Annotated in this window: 19 protein-coding genes; 8 read left to right on the top strand and 11 right to left on the bottom strand. The window is 55.0% G+C overall.

Annotated features, from left to right (window positions below):
* Positions 1–9: 9 nt before the first annotated feature.
* Complete coding sequence (locus O3S85_RS18100; protein WP_269542234.1) at positions 10–2,769, bottom strand: hypothetical protein; 2,760 nt, start codon at positions 2,767–2,769, stop codon at positions 10–12.
* Positions 2,770–3,053: 284 nt separating this feature from the next.
* Here O3S85_RS18100 and O3S85_RS18095 point away from each other — a divergent pair, with 284 nt between their 5' ends.
* The 6 genes from O3S85_RS18095 (at position 3,054) to O3S85_RS18070 (ending at position 11,357) form a co-directional block, all read left to right on the top strand.
* Complete coding sequence (locus O3S85_RS18095) at positions 3,054–3,674, top strand: hypothetical protein (protein WP_269542233.1); 621 nt, start codon at positions 3,054–3,056, stop codon at positions 3,672–3,674.
* A gap of 10 nt (positions 3,675–3,684) precedes the next feature.
* Positions 3,685–5,841, top strand: coding sequence for a DUF4962 domain-containing protein (locus O3S85_RS18090; RefSeq protein WP_269542232.1), 2,157 nt, complete (start codon positions 3,685–3,687; stop codon positions 5,839–5,841).
* A gap of 176 nt (positions 5,842–6,017) precedes the next feature.
* Positions 6,018–7,040: a glycoside hydrolase family protein gene (locus O3S85_RS18085; protein ID WP_269542231.1), complete on the top strand. Its 1,023-nt coding sequence runs from the start codon at positions 6,018–6,020 to the stop codon at positions 7,038–7,040.
* 235 nt (positions 7,041–7,275) lie between these two features.
* Positions 7,276–7,872: a LemA family protein gene (locus O3S85_RS18080; RefSeq protein WP_343218965.1), complete on the top strand. Its 597-nt coding sequence runs from the start codon at positions 7,276–7,278 to the stop codon at positions 7,870–7,872.
* 111 nt (positions 7,873–7,983) lie between these two features.
* Positions 7,984–9,879, top strand: coding sequence for a M48 family metallopeptidase (locus O3S85_RS18075; protein WP_269542229.1), 1,896 nt, complete (start codon positions 7,984–7,986; stop codon positions 9,877–9,879).
* A gap of 152 nt (positions 9,880–10,031) precedes the next feature.
* Positions 10,032–11,357, top strand: coding sequence for a class I SAM-dependent methyltransferase (locus O3S85_RS18070; RefSeq protein ID WP_269542228.1), 1,326 nt, complete (start codon positions 10,032–10,034; stop codon positions 11,355–11,357).
* On the opposite strand, the gene O3S85_RS18065 is transcribed toward O3S85_RS18070, so the two are convergent.
* Positions 11,354–12,430 (bottom strand): rhamnan synthesis F family protein, encoded by a 1,077-nt coding sequence (locus tag O3S85_RS18065; RefSeq protein WP_269542227.1) that lies wholly within the window; start codon positions 12,428–12,430, stop codon positions 11,354–11,356. The two genes, O3S85_RS18070 and O3S85_RS18065, sit on opposite strands and share 4 nt — an antisense overlap.
* A gap of 644 nt (positions 12,431–13,074) precedes the next feature.
* On the opposite strand from O3S85_RS18065, the gene O3S85_RS18060 reads away from it, so the two are divergent.
* Together O3S85_RS18060 and O3S85_RS18055 are read left to right on the top strand one after the other, a co-directional pair.
* The gene (locus tag O3S85_RS18060; RefSeq protein WP_269542226.1) at positions 13,075–15,192 is read left to right on the top strand and encodes a hypothetical protein; all 2,118 of its coding nucleotides are present in this window, start codon (positions 13,075–13,077) and stop codon (positions 15,190–15,192) included.
* A 51-nt stretch (positions 15,193–15,243) separates the two neighbouring features.
* Complete coding sequence (locus tag O3S85_RS18055; RefSeq protein WP_269542225.1) at positions 15,244–16,074, top strand: TylF/MycF/NovP-related O-methyltransferase; 831 nt, start codon at positions 15,244–15,246, stop codon at positions 16,072–16,074.
* A gap of 1 nt (position 16,075) precedes the next feature.
* Here O3S85_RS18055 and O3S85_RS18050 read toward each other — a convergent pair whose 3' ends face one another.
* The 9 genes from O3S85_RS18050 to O3S85_RS18010 form a co-directional block, all read right to left on the bottom strand.
* The gene (locus tag O3S85_RS18050; RefSeq protein ID WP_269542224.1) at positions 16,076–16,972 is read right to left on the bottom strand and encodes a glycosyltransferase family 2 protein; all 897 of its coding nucleotides are present in this window, start codon (positions 16,970–16,972) and stop codon (positions 16,076–16,078) included.
* 12 nt (positions 16,973–16,984) lie between these two features.
* Entirely contained in the window at positions 16,985–17,893 is a 909-nt protein-coding gene (gene rfbA / locus O3S85_RS18045; RefSeq protein ID WP_269542223.1) for a glucose-1-phosphate thymidylyltransferase RfbA, read from the bottom strand.
* Positions 17,890–18,987 (bottom strand): dTDP-glucose 4,6-dehydratase, encoded by a 1,098-nt coding sequence (rfbB, locus tag O3S85_RS18040; protein ID WP_269542222.1) that lies wholly within the window; start codon positions 18,985–18,987, stop codon positions 17,890–17,892. Before rfbB ends, rfbA begins: the two co-directional genes overlap by 4 nt.
* Positions 18,988–18,989: 2 nt before the next feature.
* The gene (locus tag O3S85_RS18035; RefSeq protein WP_269542221.1) at positions 18,990–19,937 is read right to left on the bottom strand and encodes a sugar nucleotide-binding protein; all 948 of its coding nucleotides are present in this window, start codon (positions 19,935–19,937) and stop codon (positions 18,990–18,992) included.
* An 87-nt stretch (positions 19,938–20,024) separates the two neighbouring features.
* Positions 20,025–21,314: an ABC transporter ATP-binding protein gene (locus tag O3S85_RS18030; protein WP_269542220.1), complete on the bottom strand. Its 1,290-nt coding sequence runs from the start codon at positions 21,312–21,314 to the stop codon at positions 20,025–20,027.
* Positions 21,315–21,323: 9 nt separating this feature from the next.
* Positions 21,324–22,157, bottom strand: a complete 834-nt coding sequence (locus tag O3S85_RS18025; RefSeq protein WP_269542219.1) for an ABC transporter permease — start codon at positions 22,155–22,157, stop codon at positions 21,324–21,326.
* A 93-nt stretch (positions 22,158–22,250) separates the two neighbouring features.
* The gene (locus O3S85_RS18020; protein WP_269542218.1) at positions 22,251–23,990 is read right to left on the bottom strand and encodes a tetratricopeptide repeat protein; all 1,740 of its coding nucleotides are present in this window, start codon (positions 23,988–23,990) and stop codon (positions 22,251–22,253) included.
* Positions 23,987–25,075 carry a glycosyltransferase gene (locus O3S85_RS18015; protein ID WP_269542217.1) on the bottom strand — a complete coding sequence of 363 codons (1,089 nt, stop codon included), beginning with the start codon at positions 25,073–25,075 and terminating at the stop codon, positions 23,987–23,989. Before O3S85_RS18015 ends, O3S85_RS18020 begins: the two co-directional genes overlap by 4 nt.
* Before the next feature lie 2 nt (positions 25,076–25,077).
* Positions 25,078–25,785, bottom strand: a complete 708-nt coding sequence (locus O3S85_RS18010) for a class I SAM-dependent methyltransferase (RefSeq protein WP_269542216.1) — start codon at positions 25,783–25,785, stop codon at positions 25,078–25,080.
* Position 25,786: the final 1 nt, after the last annotated feature.

The following is a 25,786-nucleotide window of genomic DNA, read 5'->3' as shown; positions in this document are numbered from 1 at the left end:
TCGCCTCAATTAATGAGCGGCAGCGATCTCCAGATGCTTCCACATGATGCAGTTGCTGGAGTCGTCCACGGTGAAGGGGAACCCGATCTTGTCGCCCGATTCGCGCTCCACGGTGATGGTCGAAGCGGTCTCGTTGTCCTTGGCGGCTTCCCAGGTCCACACGTCCTTGAAGTCCTTGCCGGTCACGGTGACCGTGGCCTTGTCCGGACCGTTCGCAGCGAACTCAACGCTGACGTTTTTCTTCCACGGATCATAGACGCTGGTGTAGCGAGTCTGCTCGGCACTGGTCGAGGCCATGAGTTGACGATACCCAAGGAGCTTGCCGCCGTCGTCGGCGGGAGAATCGCGCAGTGAGTTGTCGAGCTCGGTTTCGCAGAACAGTTGCATGTCCATCGTCTGGCCTTCGCTGACGAACTGGAAGCGCCCCTCGGATTCCTCCAGCGGGGTGATGTCATCACCCTGCACAAGCCAGTCGATTTCGACGCGTTCCGGCGAGCGAATGTCGTCGAGCACCAGAATGTAATCACCCTCCACCCAGAGGAAACTGCGGCGGAAACGCTCCAAATCCGGGCGCGACTGGCCTTGCTTGCTGTAGGACAAATATGAACCGGACGACTCGCCCTCGATGGCGGCAATCTTGTCCGTCGTCTTCCACGAAGTCACGTAGGCCATCTGGGTCATTTCCGTGCCCTTGGAGGTCGATGGTTGCGACCAAACGGTGCCTTCCGGGCGGCCCCGAGTCATCTGGCCCATGCCGTTGATGAGGATCGTGTTGTGGTTCTTCGACGCCTTTTTCTTGGAGTAACCGTCGGTCTTAACGAAGGTCACGCCGCCCTTGGCGATCAGGAACTCACCCGCATCGGGATCATCGTGGGCGACGTTCACATAGTCGCGACCACCGTTGGCGAACTTAAGCAAATCGTAGCCACCGAAGGGGCCGCAAATGAAGGATGCCGCGACGACGTCCTGCTCCCAGCTTTCGCGCATGGAAGCAAAGCCGACGTCTTCCCAAAGCGTGTCCGTGGGGAGTTTTTTGAAGTCGCCTCGTTTGAGATCGGGGTCGTCCCAAAGCAGGGAAAACCAGCCGAACATGAAGGCATCGGGCTGGCGTTCCTGCAGGGTCAACAGGCCATCTTTGATGTCAGCTTGCTGGTTGTGAGAAGCACCGGCAAAGAGGAAGTTATTATAGGTGCCGAGCGATCCCTTGCCGCCGTCGCCAAAAGAGAAAATGCCGTCCATCGAAGGCAGCAGCGTGCCCATGCGGAACTGGCCAGCCGCCTTGAAATACTCGGCCGACATGAGGTCGGTGCCCAGGGCGATATCCGCCGCATCAAAGGCGCACGTCAAGTGGTTGCCGCCAAAGGTGAAGTAGTTCGGCCCTTCGTGGCAGGAACCGTCGGTGGGGAGCCACTTTTGAATAAAGTGCAGCTCTTCAACGGTCTTTTGGAGAATCCATTGCTGATCTTCACGCCCCTCATAAACGGCCAAAATGCAGAGCGTCATACCGGCGTTGCGGTGCCAGCGGTGGTTATTAGCCGGGTCGTTCTGCCAGTAATGCAGCGGGGGATTCCCCTTCAGATGCCCGCCGTAATACATCGCGCGGGCGTGCCAGAGGAGCTTCTCGCCGAACTCCTTGCGGAATTCCGGCTCCAACTCATCAAAAATCCAGTCATAGGCCAGCGCCGCACCAACCATGATGTTCGCGGCAGACATTCCGCTATCGCGCTCGTTCCCCAACTCCCAATGTGGCTGCGCGTTAAAATCTCTCAGATGCTGCTTAGTGGCTTCGAGCGATTCTTTGTCTCCGGTCATCAGATAATGCAGAGCCACGGTCGGCACGCGCCAAAACCCCTGACGCTGGCTATCAGTTGGATTTTTGAGCCATTTATCGCCGACACTGACACGGGAGGCACCGACATAGCCCTCGATCTTCTCGCGGTAAACGGCCCCCTCCGGGCTGTTATAAAATTTGCGCAGCTTGGGCAGCTCTTCGGCGGTAAGCATGAGGCGCGGGTGCTTGCCCTGTAGCTCGAGCTTGAGGGAGTAAACCTTCGTCGCCTTCGGATCGCTGTCCGGAACAACCGGCGGCGGGGGCGGTGGAGGCGTCGGCTTGGCGACCATCGCCGGGCCGACAGTATATTGAATGTCGCCCACGTAGAGCGTTTGCGCATTGGGCTTACCGGTCTCATCACCGTAGATGACGATGCCGTCCATGCCGTCGAGTTGCGTGGTATTCCAGTCGAAGCGCTTTTCCTCGACGGGCTTGCCGTTAAAGTCGATATGCAGGCCGGTTTGCGCGTTGAAGTCGAACTTCCAGGTCTGCCAAGCGTTGGTTTCCTTGCGCGCGCCCAAGTAGTTGAGGCTATACCAGCTGCCAGGTTCGCTGGGCTTCGCGTCGATGATACACAGCGAGCCGCCCTCGGCCAGATAGCGCGCATACATGATGCCGCCAACGATTACCTGGCCATTGCTGCTGCTGACGCCCCAACGGGGGCCTATGCCACTGGGGCCCTTTTCTTTGATGACTTTCGTGCCGTCGTCCCAAACCGCCATGCTCACAGAGCCCGAGGTGGTTGAGTCGCTTAGCTTGAGGATGGCGCTGCCGCCCGGTTCGATTTTCAAAGCAGGTTTGCCATCGGGGCCGAGCTTGGAGTCGTCAAACGACGCCTTGTTCAGCTGCCACTCAAGATCGGCCGACAAAGCCGGACTGAGCAGCGCCGCGCCTAGGAAAGCGGCGGTGGTTAAGATCTTCGCTGATAGGTTTCTCATGGTGTCACAGGGGGATTGGGTTGTCGTAAAGTTAATTCAGTGGAGACAGGACTGGGTTCCAATTATCGCAGATCCAACAAGAGGGTGCGACACAGACGCCGGCGGTTATTGGGGCAACTCTTCATGATGGGAGATCACTCGAAATATCTAATATGAACAATCGTTAATCAAGCAAGTTAGGTTATTAGCTTTGAATTTATCACCTCCCGGGCAGATAGCCAGACCTTGACAGATGAAAAGATTAGATAACTATAACACGTATGCCCCTATCAAGCCATAGATTTTTGCTTACAATAATTGTTCTTTGCGCAGCAAGCACGCTGTCGGCCTTTACCGTTAAGCGAAACGTAAACGACCCGACGCCGCCGGAAGAAGTGGTCGTCATTTTCGATAAAGACGCCAGCCACGATCACATTGAGTTGATCCCCAACGGCAAGGAGTGCCGCATGGACTTCGCGGAGGACGGCGCAATCCAGATCCATTTTGACGGCAACGCCGAGGCCAATCCAGAAATCCGCTGGGAAGCCGGTGAAAACCGACCCTCGCCCTTCAACGCGCGCGACTACAATTACGTCATTCTCCGCTGCCAGTGGAGCGGCCAGCAAACGCGCACCTTTCCCAATGGACGCACCCGTGAGGAGCAACCCGACAACCCGTGGTTTACCACGACGCTGCTCGACACCGAAGGCGTTCGCACGAGCGGGCTGAACATTGCATCCATCACCGGCAATGAGGCCGTTCCGCGCGAGATGGTCACTCTCAAAATCCCCATGGCGCTCTACCTCCAAACCGCTTTCAACGACCCGAGCCAATTGGAGGCCGTAGCCTTCAAAATGGCCAAGACCCACGATTACAATCAACGCGATTATACCTTCACCATCGAGCGCATTGCCCTCGCCAACTAAGCACCCCCGTATGAAAACGCTATCCGCCATGACCGTCGGCGCGGCTCTGTTTGCCGCCGCTTTTACCGCCCAAGCTGCGCCCAAGGGCGGCGACATTGACTACGAGGGCAACCTCGCCTTCGTGCCCGCAAGCGACCCTGCCCCCGCTGGCACGATCAAGCTGAAGCCAGACCTCGTCGGCGTGCACCCGCGCCTCGTCCACACCAAGGAATCCCTGCTGGCCCTCAAGCAATTCCTTCCCGACAACGACATTCTCCGTGTCAACTGGGAGGGAGTCCTGGACCAGGGCAAAAAACAAAAGGCAGACAAAAGCGATCCGCCCAAGGTCGTCACCAACGACACCCCGGCCCTGGTCACCGCCGGTGGCCGCTATCCGACGCTTGCCTACGCCTACACGATGGAGCCATCGCCGGAACTGAAGCAGCAGATCGTCGAAATTCTGGAAATGTATCATGAGCAGGAGTTCTGGAATCGCGCCAAAGAAGTGGACAGCAACATGGGCGCGGCCAACAACATGATCGCCGCCGCCCTGCTTTTTGACGCCGTCGCCAACGACCTCGACCCGGAATTCAAGAAAGCCTTCGCCGAAACCCTGCTCGAAAAAGCCCGTCGCATGTACTACATCGGCCACAAGCAGAACGCGCTCGATGTCCATAAATACTGGCAGCAGGACCCAGCCAATAACCACCGCTGGCACCGCGCCGCCGGCACCATCGCTTGCCTGCTCTCCATCCAGGATATCGAGGGCATTGAGGCCGAGTGGATGCTCGAGCAAATGAAGGCCGAAATGGACTTTCTCGTCAAATGGTTCCCCCACGATGGCGACTGCCACGAGGGCACCGGCTACCAGGTGTTTGGCTTCCACTTCCTCGCGCTGGCCGCAACCATGATGGACCGCTGCACCGGCACGGATTACCTCTCGGCACCCGGCTTCAAAAACGCCTGGACGCAGCAGATTTACTCCAACATCCCCGGTGCCAAGGGCTTCATGACTTATGGGGACAACCCGAACCGCGTCGGTGGCAAGCCCGGCTTTGGCAGCTACCAACCGGCGTTTTTCCTTTGCCCGCGCCTGAGCCGCGACGCCGACGTGCAAGCGATGCTTGAAGCCTGGTATTACCGTGACGCCATGAGCGACAACGGCCTCGTGGCTTCGGACTATCCGTGGATGATGCTCCTTTACTACGACCCGACGCTCAAGCCGGGGGCCTACAAAAACCTGCCCACGCACAAATTGCTCGCCGACATGGGCGTGGCCTACATCCGCGAATCGTGGGACCCCGATGCGACATTGCTCCTCTTCAAGTGCGGCCCCTACGGCGGTTACACGCTCAACCAATACCGTAACGAAAACGACTTTCACTACGTCAACATCGCCCACGACGACCCCGACGCGAATTCCATCTCCATCGCCAAAGGAGACGACATCGTCCTCCACCCGGGTGTGTATTTTACCAACAAAGTCACGGCCAACCACAACACCATCCTCGTCGACGGCAAGGGCCAGATCAACGAAGGCTCCAGCTTCACCCAGCCCGTCCCCAATGTGGACATGACTACCCTCTCCTACCTCACTGGTTGGAAAGTCGGCCCGAAAAACCGTATCATCGTCGAAGGCGAGGCGGGCAATGCCTACGAAGGTCTCAAGCAATACCGCCGGAGCGCCGTGTGGATGCCCGGCGAATACGTTCTCCTGCTCGATAACGTCGTGGCCGAGAAAAAGTCCAACCTCGCCTTCCAGCTCTTTTCAGAGGACGCCAATTTCGAGAACCCGACCACTGGCCAAGGCTTCATCGCCACCGACAAGGGCAACCGCATTGACTACCAAATCTCAGCTGACCAGCCCTTTGCCGGCGCGATCGACAATTACATGTTCTACGGACGCTGGGGCCACAAGCTGATGGACCGCACCACGTTCGACGTCGACGCCGAAAAGGTGAAATTCGCCACCGTCCTCGATCCGTGGGGAAAGCAGGCCACCGCCACGCTCAAGGAAAACGCCGATGGCACGTGCACCATCTCCGTCACCGGCCAGGGCATTAGCGATACCTGGACCTGGACCCCCTCCCAGGACCTCGAGACGCCGTCCGAAATCAGCGGCCAGCGCGGCAGCGAAAAGCTGATTGCCTTGACCGCCAGCGATAAGGCACCACACGGTGATGCGTAATTCCAAACGATGATTTAAATAAGGTAGGGCGCAGTCTCCAGACAAGCCGCCAGCATCCTGCCCTGGGCTGAGCACGTCGAAGCCTGGACCGTTAGATTTGCACACTGTGCAAATACCACTCCTCGGTGGCGGCTTGTCTGGAGACTGCGCCCTACCACCACCAACGACCAGCCCCCATGCAAACCGCCTTCCAATTCCACCCCACCAGCCGCGCCGGGGCTCTGCGTCAGCCTGACTACTGGGTGTGGGGCAGCAGCGCCATCAAAGGCGAGGACGGCCGTTACCACCTATTCACCGCTCGCTGGTCGAAGCAAGTCAGCTTCCTGCACTGGGCAGCGAACTCGGAAATCATTCGCTCCGTCGCCGACCAGCCGGAGGGCCCTTATAAGTTTGAGGAGGTCGTCTTCGGTCATGAACCGGACTCCGGGCGCTGGGATGCCGGTGCCGTGCATAACCCCAACATCCACTACCACGACGGCACTTACATCCTGTTTTACATTGGCGTAAATTACCCGGGGCCACGCCCGTCCACGCCGGACAACCCCATGACCCAGCAGTGGGCCGACGCCTGGAACACCAAGCGCACCGGCATCGCCACGTCGAAGTCCATCTATGGCCCGTGGAAACGCCTGGATGCCCCGATCATGCAGCCGCGCGCTGGCCAGTGGGATGCCGCCATCATTTCCAACCCCGCTGCCTGCGTTCGCGAGGATGGCAGCGTGACCGTGCTTTACAAAAGCGCCGATGTGCTCCACCCGGTGGGCCAGTTCCCCGGTCGCTTCCGCCTGGGCGTCGCCCATGCGCCGCACTGGAGCCAGCCTTTTACCCGCCTGAGCGACCAGCCTATTCAGGTCGTTGGCTACCCCGATCAACACATCGAAGACCCCTACCTGTGGCACACCGGCGAGCGTTACGAAATGGTCTGTAAAGACATGGGCGGCGAAGTCGTTGGCCAGCCCCAGGCCGGCATTTTCATGCACTCGGAGGACGCCATTCACTGGCATCTCGGCGAACCGCCGATGTCCTACTCCCGCACGGTGGACTTCGACGACGGCACCCAAACGACGTTCCCCAAGCGTGAACGTCCGCAAATGCTCATTGAAAACGGCAAACCCACCCACCTCTTCAATGCCATCCTCGAAAAAGACGCCAACGGCAACATCGCCGACAGCTGGAACTTGGTCTGCCGCATACGGTAGGCAATTTTCATTGGCAGATGCTGGCGGATCGCGAATGCTGGCGGAACGCGAACCTCTGTGTTCGCATACTGTCTATCTGAATAAAAGTGATGGATTAATATGCGAACACAGAGGTTCGCGTTCCGCCAGCATCCGCATTCCTATCTTCCAACTATAAATCCCGTCGCCGATTATAATTCCCATCGCGGGCGTGGTTTGCTAATTTAGCCAACGAACCTCTACACAGGCATTTCATATGATAGGATGGATTATTCTTGGTGTTATCGTGCTGATCGCAATCGGCGTGGTATTTTTTGTCATCGGGCTTTACAACAAGCTCGTTCAACTTCGTAACCGCTTCAAAAATGCGTTTGCGCAAATCGACGTACAGCTCAAGCGCCGCTACGACCTGATCCCAAATCTGGTCGAAACCGCTAAAGGCTACCTCAAGCATGAGCGCGAAACGCTGGAGGCCGTCATTGCCGCGCGTAATACCGCCCAGAACGCCAATCAGAAGGCCGCCGCCAATCCCGACGACCCCAGCGCCATGAAGGGCCTGATCGGCGCGGAAGCCATGCTCGGCGGTGCCATGGGCAAACTCTTCGCCCTGGTCGAAAGCTACCCGGACCTGAAGGCTAACCAGAACATGATGCAGCTCACTGAGGAGCTGACCTCCACGGAAAACAAGATCGCCTTCGCCCGCCAGGCTTACAATGACTCCGTCATGGTCTATAACACCGAGCGCGAATCGTTCCCGACGGTGATGATTGCCGGCACCTTTGGCTTCCAGCAGGCCGAACTGTTCGAGATCACCAACCCGACCGAGCGCGAAGCGGTGAAGGTGGAATTCTGATTCGAATCCCGTGCACTCGTTCTTGGTGCCTGGTGCTTAGTTATTGCCAGTAACGGCACACCGCACTTTCAACCAAGAACCAAGCACTAAGAACCAGAAAACAACATACGCATGGACTTTTTCTCGGCCCAGGACGAGGCACACTCGCGCACCAAGCTGCTGGTGATCTACTTCATCATGGCAGTGCTGTGCATTATCGCGGCGCTCTACGCGCTCTGCATGGTGTTTTACAGCTATGGCACCACTCCGGAAAATCAGCCCGTGCAATGGGTGCTGTGGCAACCCGCAGTCTTGGCCGGAGTCGGCGGCTTCGTGGTCCTGCTTGTTGGTGGTGCCAGCCTGGGCAAAATCGCCGAGCTTAAGGGCGGCGGCGGCGTGGTCGCAAAAAGCGTCGGCGGGCGGAAAGTCGACCCCGGCACGAGCGACCCCGACGAACGCAAGCTAATGAACGTCATCGAGGAAATGGCCATCGCCTCGGGTACGCCAGTGCCGGAAGTTTACCTGCTCGACCGCGAGGACGGCATCAACGGTTTTGCCGCCGGCTACACGCCGGACGACGCCGCCATTGCCGTGACCCGTGGCTGCGTGCAACGCCTCTCGCGTGACGAGCTGCAGGGCGTGATCGCCCACGAATTCAGCCACATTCTCAACGGCGACATGCGCATGAACATCAAGCTCATGGGCGTGCTGTTCGGCATTTTGCTGATCTCCATCATTGGTGAGGGCATCATGCGCGCGGGCTTCTGGTCGAACGTCGGTCGCCGCCGTGATGACAAAGGCGGCAACGCAATCATGCTGTTCGGCATCGGCATGATGGCCATTGGCTGGATCGGCGTGTTCTTTGGTCGGCTGATCCAAAGTGCGATTTCCCGTCAACGTGAATATCTGGCAGACGCCTCCGCGGTGCAGTTTACGCGCAACCCGAACGGCATTGGCGGCGCGCTGATGAAGATCGGTGGCGCGGGTTCCGTCGTCAACCACCACCATACTTCAGAGACCGCTCACTTCTTTTTCGCCAATGCGCTCAAGAGCAGCTTCGGCGGTGCTTTTGCCACGCACCCGCCACTGCCGGACCGTATCAAGCGCGTCATGCCAAATTGGGATGGCAAATTCGGCTCAGTTGCTGCCGCGCCCAAGCGCGAGGCAACCAAACCGCCCCCCATCCCCTCCGGCCAAGGCAAACACAAGGTCAACCCGGCGGAATGGGTTGCCGGCGTTGGCGTGATTGGTGCCTCGCAGCTTGCCTACGCCCAGCAGTCCCGCGCACAGGCCGAGGAATCGCTCGGTGAGCAAATCCACGACTCAAGCCAAGCCGGCGCACTGGTCCTCGCCCTACTGCTCGACCGCAATAGCGAAGTCCGCCAAAAGCAACTCAACTGGCTGGAGCAAGACGGCGGCAAAGAGCTGGCCGATGCCGTCGCAGAAAACTTCCCGAAGGCGCAGGCCCAAGGCATCCGCCAACGTATTCCGCTCATCGAAATGACGCTGCCCGCGCTGGCGCAGATTTCCCGGCAAGACTACGACGCCCTGCTCAAGCGCATCGTTAAGCTGTCGGAGGCCGATCAGGAAATTTCCTTTTTCGAGTTTGCCGTGATGCGCTTGGTAAAGCGCCATCTGGGACGCAAATTTGAAGGTGCCCACGCCAAGACAAACGTCATCACTTCCACCGGTCCGCTACGCGAGCATTTCTCCATGCTGCTGAGCACGATGATCTGGGCGGGCGAACCGGCCAACGACGCCGAAGCAAAGCAAATCTTCGATCAGGCGATCCAACAGGCACCGCTTTTCCATGGCCAAATCCAGCTCAAGCCAGTGGACCAGCTTAGCTTCAACGACCTCGATAAAGCCCTCGATGTGCTGGCCGACGCGCGCTTCGGCACCAAGCGCCAAATGCTCGCCGCCTGCGCCACCGCCGTCGGCCACGATGGCGAAGTCACGACCGACGAGGCCGAGCTAATCCGCGCCGTCGCCGTGACACTCGATTGCCCCATGCCGCCACTCGTTTAAGCCCTTCCCCTTGGACTATCTCCGGATCCGGAGCTCTTCAAACCAGACTTTTTAGAGCGATTTTAATGCCGCCTGCAGGAAGCATTCGCGCCCGCTATTTCCTCATAATTATTGGCTTGTAAAGCAGCACGAGTCAGCGATGGTTCTGCACAATGGAGTACTCCACGAAAGTCAAATCTCCCTCCAAGACCAAGTGCCGCATGTGTCATGGCGACACTTTTGAGCTGGCCCAGATCAAATCCCGTGACGAGAAGCCAGACCTCGATTTGGTTCAGTGCAAAGACTGCGGCACCATTACCTACGAAGGCGATGACCCTGTTTTTGGTTACACGAGCGATAAATTTATCCACGAGTACTGGATCCATTACGCACAGTGCGGTGCCGGCATTAGCAGCATGGCCGAGCCCCTTCACCAGGCCAATTGCGCGGGCAGCTTCCTGGACGTTGGTTGCGGGTTTGGCTTCATGGTGGACTATTGGCAGACGACCACCGGCGCATCCAGCGACGGCATGGAGCTCTCGAAATATGGCCACATCGGCAAAGAAAAGCTGAATATCACGATCCACCATGCTCTCCTGGGAGAATGCCCAGAGGTGGATAACCGCTATTTCGACATTGTTTACGCCTCCGAGGTTATTGAGCACGTAACCGACCCGAAAGCTTTCGTGATGGCGCTAAAGGAGCGACTGGCTCCGGGTGGCAGAGTTGTGCTGACGACCCCCTCCTCCAATGCGGTAACCGATAGCGAGGTCAACGACACCACACGCATCGCCGCGCTGAGCCCATATTTCCACTACTTCATTGCCAGTCGAAAGAGCCTGGAAGACCTCCTCAAAGCCGCTGGCTTCGCACATGTAATCGTGCAGGACTCCGGCACCCGGCTGTTTGCATGGGCTTCCGATGAGCCGATCGAGCTACAGCCCGACTACTCCTTTAATTGGGACGTCTATCTGGATTACCTCGATAAGCTGAGCCAAAACCCCGACCGGCACATTCGCTCCGGGGCGCTCTATCGACGTTTCAAGGACATGTGGAACCTCGGCAAGCATGAGCAGGCACGTGAATGCTTTGCGCGATTCGAGCAAGTATGCGCGGATGAATATCAGATCGACTTACGCTCATTCACGATCCCCAGCGATATCAGTAGCTTCACCTCAGACAGCTACGACACCCATCCCGCCTGGCTGCCGATGAGCCTGTATATGGGCGCTCAGATTATCGAAAAATACGAGAAGGACTCGTTTACCCCGCTAAAGATGCTGATCAATAGCTACGAGCTTGGTCAAATGCACCTGAGCAACCAAAACTTCCGCCAGTTTTCACAGGAAATTGAGCACTTCCTACCCGTCATTAAAATCAGGCTCCATGAAACGCTCAAACTCAAAGCCGCGGAAATCGAGCCTCCCAAAGAATACGATGAGCCGGAACCGGACTTCTTTGGCCGGATCGTCAAGCACCTCAAGGAATCCTTAAGCTAATTCTCTTCGCGGAATATGATCTCCATGTCGGTTTTGCCCGGAATCGCCTTTTCGGAAATGTAGCTGGACACCCAGTCACACTTCATCTCCGAAAGGTATTTTTCCAACCGAGCCAACGTCACCGCCCGGCATCGTTGCTTGGTCACGATTTCCTTTTTCACGAAGGGGAATTTCAGCACATAAAATAACTGATGCCAGCAGTGAATGCTGGGATTATACTTCCAGCGGTGCGCCATATCGATCTCACTGATCTGCGAATAACTAACCGACAATAGCCGATCAAAGCTGTATAAGGCGCGAATACTGAAGCCTGACTTCACCACTAAACGGGAAAAGCCCACTTCGTAACGCTGGATGAGACCAGGCTTACCCCGCATACAGCGAATATTTTTCCAGAAGCCCTTGATCTCGGGGTGGCGGTAAATGCCGATTGGCATAAACAGAAAGTAGCTTTGCAAATGATGAAAATGCAAGTAGCAGTCCGTCAGCCCCAGAACTGTGTTCACTGGACAACGATCTACCTCTGCAAAGATTTCCGCCAGTGAAGGTGCGGGCCCGAGCACGCTGTCATTGGCAAACAATACCCCTTTGGCCCAACCCGAGATATCCTCATCCACCGACACCGCAGCGCCCCAGGAGCCAAAATCCAGACCTGAATTCTTGCGGAACACGATTTTACAGCAGCGCTGCTTTAACTGCTCCAAGACCGGCGAGGGAAACATGCCCGACGTTGTTGAGAATACGATCTCACCGCCATAAGCCAGCAGCTCATCCAAATAGCGAAACACGTACGGCTGCACGGTATCTTCCGGATCGAAGTGCGCAAAATACACCCGATACCGCGCGGTTCGACGAGAGCCATCGACCACCTGCTTGACAGTAGCATCCGCCCTCCCGGAAAAAAAGTAATCGAAATCCAGGTGCTTCGTAATCGGATTGTTCAGGACCAGGTTACGATAGGGCCAGCGTAAGGTATATTTGTATAGCACCCACACCAAAAAGTGCGGCCAGCTCAATGATCTCAAATATGGCGTCGTTCGTAGCTCCATGAGTAGACGGCGGCCAGTGGGCATTCCGACCAGCCTTGCGAAAATTCCTATAATCCTGGTTTGAGTGCACTTCGTTAAAAATGCAGCCCTGAAACTGATCAAAAAACGCCAGCCGGATCAAGTCGGGATTTCTCCTCTCTCCGCGTCGCCTGTGCCAGTCTGACACGATTAAACTAAGAGCGCCCAAATGTTGTAGATCATCAACGCTCAGTTTTTTGAGCCACTTATGACCTTCATGCATAAATTAAATTACCAATTACACTTGAATATTTATAACGACCTTCTCAGGATAAGGAAAATACTGGGGAGGGAGACTAATATCCATTACGAAGTAATGGGCCTCAATTACTCATCCCAATACAGATATCAAATGTGCGACTTCTCGAGTTTATCATTTTTAGGAAATATTATCGCCAAAACTTGCTCTCATATAAAACCACCACATCCCATAGCTGGCATTATTTTCAAATAAACAGAGCTTGCTTATATAAAGATCATACCCATGATTAAACAAACAGTTCGCCGTAAAGTCATTTTTCTACTTAATAGAGAATGACTCAAATCAACACTTGATTCAATTCTCGACCAAACTTCTTCCACGACGAGCACTGAAATTTATAGAAATCCAACCTGCCTTTTAAACAACCAACCCATTACCACACCTCGCCTTGAAAACATCAAAAACACCATCTCTTAAAGGCTCCATCCTCGCCAGTGCGCTGGCCCTCGGCAGCCCCATGCTAACAGCTCAAGTTGGCTCCGTTGGCATTAATCCAGACGGCGGCATCACCGTTCAACCGATAGCACCGCCGGTGGTCGTAGAAGACTTTGGCGCAGTCGACCTCCTACTTGGCGAGACCAGCTACTTTGTAGGCAATGAAAGCCGCGCGCTCACCTACCAGGGAGCCCTAATGGCCGAAGTTGCCGGTTGGACTTATATCGGTGTTGAAACCGGCCAATCATTCGCTTTCGAGCTCATCCTGCGCAATGAAGTCACCGGAGAATATGTCCTCTGGGGCATCAACAACAGCGGCCAGATCATTCACGGCGAATACCTTACGCTGACTCAGGTCCGCAATCGCGAAGCTCAGTTCCAGCAAGACCTTGACGGCGATGGCGAGATGGGCAACCCGCCGGCGCAAATCGTGGAGTCCTTCGGCGTAACCTCGCTGCTACTCGGCACCGATGGCTACTATGTGGACAACGAAAACCGCCCCCTCACCTACCTGGGCACACGCATGGCGGAAGTGGCCGGATGGACCTATCTGGGCGCAGAAGCGGGCCAGGCCTACCCATTCAACGTTATTTTGCGCAACGACATTACCGGAGAGTATGCCCTCTGGGGCGTCGATGACAGCGGAGCAATCATCTACGGTGAGTTTTTGATCCCGGCTCAATTGCGCGGCCGCGAAACACAATTCCAACAGGACTTGAATGGCGACGGCACAATCGGCAACCCACCGGCTCAAGTCGTGGAATCCTTCGGATCGACCAATCTCTTGCTCGGGGCTGAAGGCTACTATGTCGGCGACGAAGGACGTCCAATTATCTACCAGGGCAATCAAATGATGGAAGTTGCCGGCTGGACTTACCTCGGAGCCGAAGCAGACCAGACATATGCCTATGCGGTCATCCTCCGCAACGATGTCACCGGAGAATACGCCCTCTGGGGTATCGACGACAGCGGCAACATTGTCTACGGTGAATTCCTGAGCTCCGTTCAACTGCGCGGGCGTGAAAGCCAATTCCAACAAGATCTGGATGGCGATCAAACCATCGGATTTCCTCCCGCTCAGACCATTGAATCGTTTGGCCAAACCACTCTTCTCCTTGGCGAAACCGGTTATTTCATTGGCGACACCAGCCGCCCCGTCACCTACCAAGGCAGCCAAATTAATGAATCCAATGGTTGGAGCTATCTCGGTGTCGAAGCCGGGCAAGACTACGCCTTCAACTTCATTTTGCGCAACGAAACGACCGGTCAGTATGTGCGTTGGGGCATAAACAGCAGCGGCGCGATCATACACGGCGAATACCTGACAAGCATTGTTCAGGTTCGCAGCTATGAGGCACAATTCCAACAGGACTTTGATACCGATGGCTATATCGGCACCAATCCCAATGACCACGCCTTAGAAGTGGTACCGGTAGGCACCATGCTTGTAAATGGCTACGGAGAAGAACACACATTCATCCGGCATAACGGCCAAATGATTACTTTTAATGAAGATTATGAAACGGTAGAATTTGGTAGCTACGGCTACGCACGCCAAGGCGTCAACCAAGGTCTGCTCTATCGGGGCGCAAGCTCATGGTTCAGCCCAACCTCCGTAGGCACCGAACAAGCTGAGTATGTCACGGTCAATTACACCTCAAGCTATACGTTCAAACTGAGCGATAGCAACGCAACCTTCGAGATATACCCGAGCGAGGATACAGCCCCAAATGCGATTGGCAACGCATTTATCTGGTTCCCCAGCATGGAAGGCTACAACACTAGTAGCGGCCATTTCAGCGACTCAGTCGAGATAAACCTCGGTTATTCCAGTAACGAAATCCCCCACTACTGGGGTAACGAGCTGTACTCTTATACCAGCTATAGCTACCAAAAAGTGGGCCCGAGAGAAGCGGTTATCAGCACTCAAGGCATCAGTATCTTTGGCCAAGTAAGCTCACAAGTGCTACTCTTCTTTGTCGAAGACTACTGGGGCTACGGCTTGATCGTTGAAAGCTTTCCGGGTGTCGGAGCTACGGAATACGAATGGGGCTATTTCTACCTGTATTGATAGCCACGTATAGATATTGACAAAAAAATATCCTGTAAGCAAAACCACCCAATGCTTCAAAACGATCCGGCACAAGCCTACCTGACACTTCTCAAGCGCACATTAATCGACCTGATTTACGCCGATAACGAACTAAGGATCTACTACTTGATCGATTGCATTCGCAACGGCAAGAAAGTCGATCCGTCGGTATTGCACAGTCCGGTCGAGCGCCTGCAGAGCGAGTATGAAGAGCTGGTAAAAACGAAGACCGAGGGTCAGTTCTATGGAGAGGTAAACAACTTTCCCCACTCCATGATCGGGCAAAAGCGCTTGGACAACATCCAGTTCTGCGCTGAGCAGATCTTTCAGGATGGCATCACGGGTGATTTTGTAGAAACCGGCGTATGGAACGGAGGCGCGTGCATCTTCATGCGCGGCCTCCAAAACATCTACAACCAGCGTGAGCGAAAGGTATGGGTTTGTGACTCCTTTGAGGGCCTTCCCGTCCCCACGCACCATGAGGATGAAGGCATCGATCTCAGCAAAGGGAACTTCCCCATGCTGGCGATCTCCCAGGAAGCCGTCATGCGAAATTTTTCGCAATACGGCTTGCTCGATGAAGGCGTAAAATTCCTCAAGGGCTGGTTCAAGGATACACTTCCGAACGCGCCTATTGAAGAGATTGCGCTGCTGCGTCTGGATGGCGACCTATACGAATCCACCATGGATGCCATGAAAGCTTTGTATCACAAAGTTCCCTCGGGTGGTTATGTGATCGTGGACGATTATTACGCCGTGAAAGGCTGTGAAAAAGCCGTGCAGGACTACTTGCGTGAAAATAATGCCAAGGCCGAAATCCATCAAATTGATTGGACCGGCGTCTATTGGCGCAAACCGTAAGTCACGCCCCTTTGATACGCGGCCCGGTGGCTCGTTGCCACCTGCCGTATTTCATCCGCCAGGCGACTGCCTTTAGCACTAGCCCGGGGTGCAGTTTCCACCAGTGCCGAGCATATCGCTGGAAATATTCGCCCGGCCATTCAACCTGAGCCCATTCCGCAATCTGCGTCCCCCACTGCTCTCGCAAGCGGCTCTCGTTAGCGGAAACATGGTTGCCACGCCCCGGCGCGGAGCTGACGTGGTGCGTGATCACCGATTCATTGGCCACAAAATGCCGATAGCCCGCCAACTTTAGACGCACGGCTAAATCCGCATCTTCTGAACCATTGCGGTAGGCTTCATCAAAACCGCCCACCGATAAAAACACCTCGCGCTTGACCAACACGCAGGCTGCGGTCACGCAACTCCACTCCAGCCAGGCCTCGCGCGGAGCATGCAGGCGGTTCTTTCGTGCTTGCCGGATCGAGCCATCCGGCCAGCAGACCATGCCGGCGTGATCAACCAACCCCGTCGCGGGGTTGACCTGAACATTCCCCACCAAACCGGCTTGGGGCTGCGACTCCATCAGCGAGACCATCGGCGCGAGCCAGCCGGGAGTCAGCTCCACGTCGTTATTTATCAAACAAAGCAACGGCGCGCTCGCTTCGCGAGCCGCCTGGTTGTTATTGATCGCAAAACTACCTTTCTCGGACCGAAGGATCACCTTGAAACCCGGCCGGTCCTTGAGCGACGCCACGTATTCACGCGCGCCGTCAGTGCTAAGGTCGTCAACGAGTATTACCTCCAGCGGCAAATCGTCGCTCGAGGTGGCCAGAAGGCTATCCACACACTTCCGGGTCAGCTCAAGGCTGTTATAAACCGGAATAATGATCGAAACCCTGCTCGCTGGTCGATCCACCGCCAGCCTCGCTTATGCGGAAACGGCAGGCCCTTTGAGGCTCGCCTTTTTGGCAACCGACAAAAGGTATTTCCCGTAAGGCGTCTTGGCCAGTGCCTCGCCCGCCTCGTTCAGCTGCTCACGGTTGATCCAGCCAGCGCGGAACGCGATCTCTTCGAGGCAGGAAATTTGCAGCCCCTGCCGCGACTGGATGACCTTCACGTATTGCGCTGCTTCCAGCAGTGCGTCGGGGTTACCTGTGTCAAGCCAGGCGACACCACGCCCCATGACTTCCACCTTCAGCTCACCCTCCTCTTGATAGCGGCTAATGAGATCAGTGATCTCCAATTCGCCGCGCTTGGACGGCTTTTGCGCGCGGGCAAAACCAGATGCGCGTTCGTCGAAGAAGTAAATGCCAGGAATCGCGAAATTGCTCTTTGGCTCGGTCGGCTTTTCTTCGATGGAGACCACGTTGCCCTCCGCGTCGAACTCAACCACGCCGTATTCGGACGGGTTGCTGACTTCGTAGCCAAAGACCGTGCCACCACTCTCGCGCGCATTGGCGCGGCGAAGGTTTTCCGGCAGGCTGTGGCCATAGAAAAGATTGTCGCCGAGGATCAGCGCAGACGGACCGCCAGCCAGGAAATCTTCCGCGATGATAAATGCCTCCGCCAAACCGCGGGGCGCATCCTGAATCGCATACTCCAGCTTCAGCCCGTATTGCGAGCCGTCGCCAAGCAAGGCGCGAAATGCCGCCTGATCATGCGGCGTGGTGATGATCATGATTTCGCGAATGCCGGCCAGCATGAGGACCGACAGCGGGTAGTAAATCATCGGCTTGTCATAGACCGGCATCAGTTGCTTGCTGACCGAAATTGTCAGCGGATAAAGCCGGGTGCCACTGCCGCCAGCGAGCACAATCCCTTTGCGGTTCTTACTCATAGCGTATCGAGTCCCAGGCGTTGGCGTTGATAGTTGCCACTGGTGATTGCGTCACACCAAGCGCGGTTTTGCAAATACCAGTCAATGGTTGAGGCAATGCCGGCCTCGAAGGCCATTTCGGCGCGCCAGCCCAAGTCACGCTCTGCCTTGTCGCAATCGATGGCGTAGCGGCGGTCATGGCCCGGGCGATCCTTAACAAAGGTTATTTGCTCGCGGTAAGATTTGCCGTCCTCGCGGGGGCGCAACTCATTGAGCGAGTCGCACATGGTGTGCACCAAGTCCAGGTTGCGCTTTTCGCTGCGTCCGCCAAAGAGGTAACTTTCGCCCGGCTTTCCGCGGAGAGCCGCAGCAATAATGCCCCTGGCGTGGTCGTCAACATAGAGCCAATCGCGGATATTCGCGCCGTCGCCATAGACTGGCAGCGGTTTTCCCTCCATTGCATTGAGCAGCATCAGAGGGATCAGTTTTTCCGGGAATTGGCGTGGGCCGTAGTTGTTCGAGCAATTGGTAATGATCGCCGGCAGCTTGAACGTCTCGATAAAAGCGCGCACGAACATATCCGACGCCGCCTTGGAAGCTGCATAGGGGCTGTTGGGCGCATAGGGCGTGGTTTCGCAGAATTTCGGGTCTTCCCAATCCAGAGAACCGAAAACTTCGTCCGTCGAGACGTGAACAAAGCGGAAGGCCTGGCGGGCCTCTTCCGTCAGTTCACGCAGATGATTGCGCACCGCCTCCAGCAACGCCACCGTCCCGCGCACATTGGCGTCGACAAAGGGCAGCGCCGAGTCAATCGAGCGGTCTACGTGGGATTCCGCAGCCAGATTGAGCACCCAATCCACCGACTCCTTGGCCAGAAGCTCGGCCACGAGCTTTCCATCGCCAATATCGCCCTGGACGAACTGATAGTTGGAGGACTCCGGGAGCGCCTCCAAGTTCTGCGGGTTGCCCGCGTAAGTTAGCGAATCCAGGTTGATTATACGCGCCCCGGGGAACGCCTCAACCAGCTGATAAATTAACGCCGAGCCTATAAAGCCACAGCCGCCGGTAACGAGGACCGTCTTGGGCGCCGGGTTTTCGGGTAGGATACTGCTCATCTTTAAACGAGGGTTTGGGATGTCCAATTAAGCAGGCAATCACGCAATGCGTCGTGCACCAGCGGAAGCTCAATCCCGACGGATGTCAGCTTGTCGCTGCTCATGACGCAGTTCGATCGGGGCGTCTTCGCCGCGATTTGCATAAACTCTGCCTCATCGGCGAAAAACTCGTATTCACGCACCGGCAAACCAGTCTCTGGGTGCTCGCGCGCAATTTCCTGCATCAGCGAAACCACCTCACGGGTCGTCACCGAGCCGGGGTTCGTAACGTTGTAAACGCCATACGGCACGCGTTTTTCCCAGCAAGCAAAGCAGCCGGCCACGAAATCTTCGAGTCGCGAAATGGAATTTTCGGCCTCCAGCAGGCTGGCGTAGCGCTGGAGCTTCGTCAGGTAATTGCGCGGGCAGTCAACGTTACTAAAGGGAATGCGCAAACGCCAGATGTAGACCGGATCGTTCGATTCGAATGACCAAACGCGCTGACCATCCTCACCCACGATTTCCTCGCAGCCGAGCGCTTCTTCCCCCAGCGCCTTGGTGCCGCTGTAGAAACTGCTCGGGCCATCCCGGAAGGTAAAGTTCGGCACGTCGGTCTCAAGGAAACCCTCACCCTTCTCGTTGCGACCTGAATAGATGCAACCGCTGGAAACATGGCCCCAAGGGATACCCGCAGCGGCGCACTCTTTGGCAATCAGGCCCGGCAGGACCGCATTGCCCAGGAGCGTATCGGCCTTGGCCAACTCACACGCATCGACATTGGGCTTACCGGTGTAGCCTGCGCAATTGATCAGGAATTCCGCCTTGGATCGCTCGATCAGCTGCCGCAACTCGCCTTCAAGGTAGTAGTTACAGTCGCTTCGCGACACTGTTTCAAATGCGACGCCGCGTTTCTGGAGATACGATGAAAACGCAGCTCCCACATAGCCAGTAGCTCCTAGCAGTAAAACCATTACAATTTTTAAAGGGTTATTAAAAAGTCAGGTGTTTATCTCTCGGCGAAGCAGGTATTTTGCAATAGTGAAATTCCCCACCGCCCGCTACACCAACGACCAACCCAAGTGCGGCGCACACATGCCCCCACGACGCTGGGTCCAGTAAGGCGAGTCCGATAATCCACCCGCGACTTCAAATTTAATGGTGGCCGGGCACGTGCCGACCTCGGTGATATTGGGCCCCTGGTGGATTCGTGCAATGAACTCCACGCGGTGGGTCCGCTCGTTCAGAAGATGAGGCGGGATCTCGCAAACCAGCGTCTGAATGCCCTCCTGCATGCGCGACGGCAACTCCGGGTCGACATCCGTGCCGAACGAAATTGCGATAAGCGCATTCTCATCGTTGAAAATGGCGATTCCGATCATCAGCCGCGGATCCGGCTTGATCAGGTTCAGCTCTATCTCGATGCGGATGGGGTGATTGTTCGGGAAGCGCCGCTTGGCACCGACCGTCCGCAAATACTGTAATTCAAAGAACTCGTTTTGAACCTCTTCCCCCGAATTACGCCACTCGGCATTGATCAGCATCTGATCCACCGTCGATTCCAGGTAATTGTGGACGATGTTTTGCACATCGTAGCTGTCCGCTTTGAGCTCTCCACCTTCGAGCAACAGGGCGCGATTACAGAGCGCCTCCACAAAGCCCATCGAGTGCGTCACGAAGATGATTGTGCGATTGGAAGAGTTCGCGACCTCGTTCATCTTGCCGATGCACTTCTTTTGAAAGCGCGCATCGCCAACGGCCAGCACCTCATCGATGATCATGATTTCCGGGTCCAGGTGCGCGGCAACCGAGAACGCCAGGCGGACCTGCATGCCCGATGAATACCGCTTAACCGGCGTATCCAAAAAACGCTCTACCCCGGAAAATTCCACAATCTCGTCGTACTTCTCCAGGATCTGATAACGCTTGAGCCCAAAGACGGAACCGTTGAGGAAAATATTTTCGCGGCCGGTCAGCTCCGGGTGAAAGCCGGTCCCCACTTCCAGCAGGCTGGCCATCTTACCGGTTATCGAAAACCTTCCGGTGCTAGGTGAAATCGTCCGGCTAATCAGCTTGAGAAAGGTGGACTTCCCTGCGCCATTGCGGCCGATCAACCCGACTCGCTCACCACGCTTGATGTCGAGGCTGACATTTTTTAGCGCCCAAAATTCCTCGGTCGTCGTGTGGGAGCCGATTGGTGGCTTTCCCATCACCCGGCGGATCGGGTTCATGATCATCCGGCCTAGCTCTTCATTCACGCGGCTGTATTGCGCGGCATTCAGCCCGGAGCCCTGATGAACGAGCTTATAGCACTTCCCCAGGTCTTCGATGGTAATTACAGTGTCACTCATTGCGCAAAATTAGATAACGTCGTTGAGCCACTTCTCCGAACGACGGAAAAAACGGCTGCCGGTATATAATACGGCAATAATGAAGGCCAGGCTCACGAAAATACTCGGGCCAAAAAATTCATAATCCGGAATGACGGCCCAGCGGCACCCCTCGACAATTCCGGTTAATGGATTCAGCGAAAGTAAGGCCTTGATCGTCCAATCCTTATCCGCCAACTGGAAGCCCACGGGAGTTACCAGCAGACCGATTTTCAAGACAAACGGCAGGATAATCTTAAAGTCGCGGTATTTCACGTAGAGGCAGGAGACGAAAAGCCCAATGCCGAAGGCCACCATCATGCCAAGGAGCGCAATCGGCACCACCAGCAAGAACTTCCACGAAAAAGAGTAGTCGTAGATAAGCATGAGCACGGCCAAGATCACGTAATTAATAAGCAGATCCACAACGTTCACCGTCACCGAGCTCGTGGGCAGGATAATGCGCGGGAAGTAAATTTTCGATAAGATCGCCGCATTATTCATCAGGGAGAAAGAGGAGTTCGTCAGCCCGAGATTAAACATCTGCCAAGGCAACATCCCGGCGAACACGACCACAGGGGTACTCCCGGGCATCTTGGCGATCACCCCAAAGACCAGCACCAGCACCAGCATGCTAAGCAAGGGGTCAAGTATCGCCCACATCACGCCTACCGCGGTTTGCTTGTAGCGCACTAATAAATCACGCCAAGCCAGAGCCAGAAAAAGCTCCCGAAACCGCCACATGTCCGCCCAATCAATCGCGCCCATGCGGTCAGCTTCTACGGTAACGGTGTTGTCACCCTTGAGCCCTTCAAAGAATTTCATAAAAAAACCTTTACCCAGTTTGAAAACCAATGCCCTGTCAAGCATCCGATGCCATGGCCCCATTGCTCGCAATCTACGAGGCGTGACATTGCTCTATTTGGCCGTATCACGCTGCCGCAGAAAGGCCTCATGCTGGCGGAGCATTTCCAACTGATCCAGATCACCAGAGCAGGAGTTATCCAAGGCCTCCACCAAAGACTTAGCCTCCGCGATCCGGTTCATCAACAGGAAATACGGAATCACCACCCGCACATAGAATCGGCATTCCTCGGCAGGGTGCGGCTCCATGCTCAGCAATTGCGTCAATAGCGGGTCCAACTGCTCCATGTTTCGCTCGATTAGATATACCTCCGCCATTCGTTCACCAATGACCCAGCTTAGATAACCATTGGCCTCCGTGTGCTGCAGCAGCACCTCGATGGCTTTGTCATTCTGCCCCTGCACACGGTAGCTATAGGCAGCGTAGGTATAAGGCTTCAAAGTCCATGGAGCCAACTGCTGCGCTTGCTTCAACTGCTCGGTCCCCGCGTCATGCTGCCCATTCTTAATCCAGCGAATCGCCTGCAGCGTCAGCGCATGATAATTATCTGGGTAATTTTGAACCGAAAAATCAATGAGTGAGGCCTCGTTTTCCCAGGCAAATACACGCACCCGCGTTTCCCACAAACCACCGACCAAAACGCCCATCAGCACAACGCCAATGAGGCCGCGCACCCAGGCTGCCCGCATATTCCAAAGTATCCGTAAAAGCTCAATGACGGCGATCACCAAGCCAAGCCCGGGTATCAACAGATAGTAGTTGCAAATCGGCCCGTTCCCCAGAGCGAGGAAATTGCACAAAGGCACCATGCCCCCGAGATAAATTAACACGCCCGCCGCGACCAAACGATACTGAGTAAACAGCAAGCGGAGCAACACAAGGGTTAAGCCCGCAAGAATACCCCAGCCGATCAAACCAGACATCAGGCGATCGCGCGGGTCATCATCCAGAAATACGCCCCCACGCCCCCAAGGCTCGACCCACAGCATAAAGTGCGTGTAGGCATAGTATGGCGCGCGTAATATTAGATCCATCGACGTAACTTCGCGCGGCAATGACGGGCTGATAAACTGCATGCTGGCGGTATCGGTTCGGATGAAGAGATAAGCCACGATTATCAGGACTGAACCTCCCCACAACCGCAGTCCGTGCCTGGATATACAAAAACTCCAGCCATGCCGCACCAGTAACAATAATATCAACATGCCAAACGCCGTAATTGCCGCTTCATAGGCGATGAGAGCCAGCATCAGGCAGAGCAAACAGAGACTGAAGATCGCGCGCGGCCACTCATTTTTCGGCTTATCGGCAGTCCGCTCACCGTAGATCAGCCCCAGCCAGAGCATCAACATGATGAACGAAAGACAGATCAAATTATTACAAGCGCTCAGGAATTGGACACTAGACACCATTGTCGGGTGAAAAGCGAAAACAGCAGTGCCCAGCAATGACCAGAGCCCGGATTTGAAAAGCTTATCCAGCAGCAAATAAATGATGTATATGTTCAGAACAAAAAGAGCTAAACATACTTGCTTTAAGGCCTGCACATTAGCCCCTTCGCCAAGGGCTAGATAAAAGACGACGTTTTTAAACGGGCGATACCAATTAGCACTGTCCGGGATGAAACAATCCCAAATAGAATCCATGCCCCATATGAATTCAATTTGTCTGGGGTCGTCTAAAACGGGTTCATGCCCAAACATAGGCCAGTAAATACTAACGACCGGCACCACCACCAACGCGGTGAGTATTAAGAATTTAACCCATTGCTGCTGAATCCAAAGACGAGTCATTTAAACTTCCCCCAAGTCAATGTGCTGCTCACTGCGTAGTTCCACACTGCACCGATCCCGGCACCAATCAGACCAGACAACCACCAGGCAATGCCATGATCGAAAAGCGTAGCCGCAACCACGAGGTTCGTTACAGCACCAACGCTGCAAATTAATACGAATTTTATTAGAGCCGGCAACAGACTGAGCCCAGACACTTTCTGGTCATGATAAGTGAACTTGTTATTAACGATAAAGTTCACTATCATCGCCATCCCAGAAGCAAACAACTGGGAATAAACAAAGCCTAAACCTAAACTATAAAGAGCTGACGCAAGGATCACCAAGTGCATTAAAGCTCCCAAGCTACCGCTCAAAATAAACATAATGAACCGTGCTGGCACGAACTTACCCACGGATTTATCGAGCAGCATAAGCACGTACTCTGCAGCTACATTGGTGTCGAGCTTGCTGTCCCCTGCCATCCGTTCACGAAACGAATAAGACACTTCTCTATAGCGCAGCGGCTCACGGTTGGATGTTATTAGATCGAGTAAAATCTTATACCCCTTGCCGGATACATTTCGCACCGTGCGCTCAAGGAATGGGCGACTCATCGCAAAGTAACCACTCATCGGATCCGTTACCGATTCCCTCATGACTAAAGTGCTCATCCGTGTCGCAAACTGACTGGCAAAAACACGGCCTTTGCTGGACAGCCCATCGGCACTGCCGTCCCCCGTGTAGCGGCTACCAATGACCATATCCAAAGATTCATCGCGCAAAATACGCAACATTTCCGGCAAAATACCTTCATCGTGCTGACCATCGGCATCCATCAAGACGATATATGGAGCAACGCTGGCCATGAATCCTTCAATACTGGCCGAAGATAGGCCACGCCGACCAATACGGCGGATCAATCGAACACGAGAATCTTCATTGGCAAGCTTCGCAACCATGTTGCTAGTGCCATCGGGCGAGTCATCGTCGACGAAAATTAACTCCCATTCCCAATCGCCAAGTACGTCCTTCAACTTTTCCCACATGACGCGAACGTTATCGGCCTCGTTGAAAGTGGGAATGATGACACTGACTTGCGGCATGCTCATTTCACTCCTACACCCAATATTAGCAGTTCGCTGAAATACGCAGGCATCGCGTTGAAAATTCCCTGAATGCGCTCTGGCATTTTCCAGCTCATGACTGCCGTTAAGAAAGCGTATCCTTGAAATCCGGATACCGAGACGTTGGTAAAGCCCACTTCAGCAAACAGTCGTTCAACCATCGGCTTTTTATAAAGAACGATATGCTGATCTACGTAACTCACTGTAGAATATCGGTTTACAACACGCTCCAACAAGGGCCAACTGCTGGAATAATTCGGAGTGGTTACCATTAACCGACCACCAGGCTCCAAGACACGATACGCTTCTTTCAGTAAGGATACTGAATATTCGTACGTGAGGTGTTCGATAACCTCAACGAGCGTGATGCAATCAAATGAATTGTCCGAGTATGGCAATTTTTCTGAAGTTACCGTTTCAAAACGATGCTTCGCGGTAGCGTAATTTTCCGTTGCATAGGCAATTTGAGCAGCAGAAATATCAACTCCGATCGACTCCTTGTCTTTAGATAAGGTCCCAATAAAGGTTCCGGGACCACAACCGATATCCAGATGTCGGCGGTAATCTGCCATTCGCGACTGAACGTGCTGAAATTTCAAGTCATGCCATTTACCGCGCGGCCCTCCGTTTTCACGGAAAATGACATCATAGTATCCAGCCGGAATCGTGTTGTAGTCAAAATCGGTCATG

The sequence above is a fragment of the Cerasicoccus sp. TK19100 genome (assembly GCF_027257155.1).
GTDB lineage: Bacteria > Verrucomicrobiota > Verrucomicrobiia > Opitutales > Cerasicoccaceae > Cerasicoccus > Cerasicoccus fimbriatus.
This window is presented reverse-complemented; position numbering and strand designations above follow the sequence as displayed.